Consider the following 2,703-nt stretch of genomic DNA (forward strand, 5'->3'; position numbering starts at 1 on the left):
CCCGCTCTCCGAACGCCTCGCGTTCGGCAGTGCGTAGCACTGGGAGGTGTGGCTCCGTTCGGGTACGGGGCCACACCTCACTGCGCACCTCGGCAGCGTCCGTGGACACCGGTCGTTCACCTTCGCGTCGCCGTCCGGCAACAGCGACCTGGCACGATTCCGGGACACCACCTGTCCCTGGAGTTCCGTGCGCACACCCCTCGTCACCGTCATCCTGCCCGCGAAAGACGCCGGCGCGTATATCGGGACGACGCTCGAGACGCTCACCCGCCAGTTCGACGATCCTTCTGCGCTCAAGCTCGTCGCCATCGACGACGGCTCGCGTGACGACACCGGTGCACTCATGCGCGCGTATGCCGAGCGCCTCCCGAACGTCGAGCTCATCCGGAACCCGATCGCCCGGGGGCTGGCGACCGCCCGGAATCAAGGGCTCGAACGGGTCGAGGGCGACGCCTTCTGCTTCCTCGACGGTGACGACTGGATGCAGCCGCGCCGGCTCGAGGTGCTGGTGTCGCGGTTGCGCGAGCTGGACTGCGACTTCCTCCGCACCGACCACGTCACGGTCACCGGATCGCACCGGGCGCTCGTGCGTGCCCCGCACCCGTGGCGCGAACGCGTGCTCGTTCCGCGGGAGGCGATCCTGCCCGAGAACGAATCCACGATGGTCGACTACCCCTACGCGTGGGCGGGTGTCTTCCACCGCCGCGTTCTCGACGACGGGCTGGCGCGGTTCCCCGAGGGGCTGTTCACGGCGGAGGACCGGCCCTGGATCTGGCGGCTCCATCTTCGCGCGGGGTCGTTCGCCGTCGTGGATGCCCCCGCGCTGCTCTACCGACGCGGCATCGCGACGTCGCTCACCCAGGCCCGGGATCGCCGCCAGCTCGACTTCGCCCGCGCGATGGACGAGGTCATCGCCGTCGTCGAGCAGGATCCCGAGGCGGAGCGCTTCCTGCCCAAGGTCGTGTGGACCGCGCTCGCGCTCAGCTCCCACCATCTGGTGCGTGCGCGTCGCATGCACCCGCGGCTGCGCGCCGAGATGCGCAGCGGCATCCGGGACATGCTCCGCCGGCTGCCCGATGGCGAGCTCGACGAGACGCTCACGCGCTTCGACGGGCCGCGCCGGCGGGTGCTGGCGCGTGTTCTCCGACAGGCAGGGCGCACGGCATGACCCAGGTCTTCGCGCTGCACAGTGCGTACGGACTCGCCACGGCCGCCGCGGCGATCGACGCCGGGCTCCTCGGCCGCGACGGCGGGGCGGAGCGCATCCTGGTGCCGTTCACCTCGAGCCGGGTGCCGGAGACGGCGGTCGGCATCGCGGGCGACCCCGTGCTCGGGCCGCTGCGCGCGCGGTTCGACCGCGTCGAGCCGCTGGAAGATGTCCTCGGCCCGTTGCATCCGAGCTCGTGGGAACCCGCTGAGGCCGACCTCCCGATCCTGGAGCGGTTGCTCGTACGGGCGTGGCGACTCGATCCTCAGGGCCTGGAGCTGTTCGTGCAGAGCCCGCAGGTCGCGCCGGCCCGCACCCTGATGGCGTTGTTCCCGCACGCGCGGATCACCATCGTGGGGGATGGGCTCATGACCTACTCGCCGATGCGGGTGCGGCTGCCGTATGCGGTCGCGGCGCGCATCGAACGCGTGGTCCATGCGGACGTGGTGCCCGGAGTGCGGCCGCTCGTCGGGTCCCCTCGTGCCGAGATCGTGCCGGTTCCTCCCGTTGCGTTCGCCGCGGCACTGCGGGAGACGGATGCCGGCGAATCGGGCACCGCGGACGATGCCTCCAGCGTGCTCGTCCTCGGCCAGTACCTGTCGGCGCTCGGACTCATGACGCCCGCCGCGGAGATCGACCTGCAGAAGCAGCTGATCGACCGCGCCGCGCGGTGGGCTCCGCAGCGCATCGTCTTCAAGCCGCACCCCGCCGCACCGCCGCTGATGACCGCGGCGGTTCGCGATCGGGCGCACGTGCACGGGATCGACTTCGTCGAGTATCGCGGCCCGCTCGCGGCCGAGCTGCTCGCTGAACGACTGGATGCGCTGGCCGTCGTCGCCGGGTTCTCGACCGCGTTGCCGACCGTGCACACGCTCTTCGGTCGGGCGATCGGATCGGCGGGCAACGACCGGGTGCTGGCGGCGCTGACGCCGTTCGAGAACAGCAACCGCATGCCCGTGACCCTGGTCGATGCCCTCACCCGCGACGACGCGCCCTACGGCGACCCCGCCCGGCTGCAACTGCTGGTGGATGCCGTCGGCTACGCGATGCAGCCTGAGAGCGCCGCCCATCTGCGCGGTCGCGCCGAAGAGCTGCTGCACGACCTGGACCCGGTCGAGCGGGATCGGTATTTCGCGCCACGACGGCTTGCGGAGCTGCGGCTGCCGGGAGCGCCGCGGGAGCGCGCCCTGAACCGTGCATTGCGCCCCGCCGGCGGAGTGGGCAGGGTCGAGGAGTGGCGGCTCCACGCCCTCGGCGCGCGGCGACGAGTCGGTCGTGCCTGGCGGGCGCTGCGCGGGCGATGACGATGACGACGAGGATGACGATGACGATGACGACGAACGACATGGACGAGCAGCGGCCCCTCACGGTGGCGATCATCCCCGCGCGCGGCGGGTCGAAGCAGGTGCCGCGCAAGAACCTCCAGCGGGTGGGCGGAGTCCCGCTGGTCGAGCGTGCTGTTCGGGCGGCGACCGCGGCATCCGGCATCGACCTGG

Annotated in this window: 3 protein-coding genes; all 3 read left to right on the forward strand. The window is 71.7% G+C overall.

Annotated elements, in window-relative coordinates; translation table 11 throughout:
- Positions 1–187 precede the first annotated feature (187 nt).
- Entirely contained in the window at positions 188–1,168 is a 981-nt protein-coding gene (locus tag ACNPM4_RS18540; protein WP_448986672.1) for a glycosyltransferase family 2 protein, read from the forward strand.
- Positions 1,165–2,511: a polysialyltransferase family glycosyltransferase gene (locus ACNPM4_RS18545; protein ID WP_448986674.1), complete on the forward strand. Its 1,347-nt coding sequence runs from the start codon at positions 1,165–1,167 to the stop codon at positions 2,509–2,511. Before ACNPM4_RS18540 ends, ACNPM4_RS18545 begins: the two co-directional genes overlap by 4 nt.
- A 14-nt stretch (positions 2,512–2,525) precedes the next feature.
- Positions 2,526–2,703 (forward strand): cytidylyltransferase domain-containing protein (locus ACNPM4_RS18550; RefSeq protein WP_448986679.1); only part of this gene is annotated, 178 nt, incomplete at its 3' end.

The sequence above is a fragment of the Microbacterium umsixpiens genome (genome assembly GCF_053543675.1).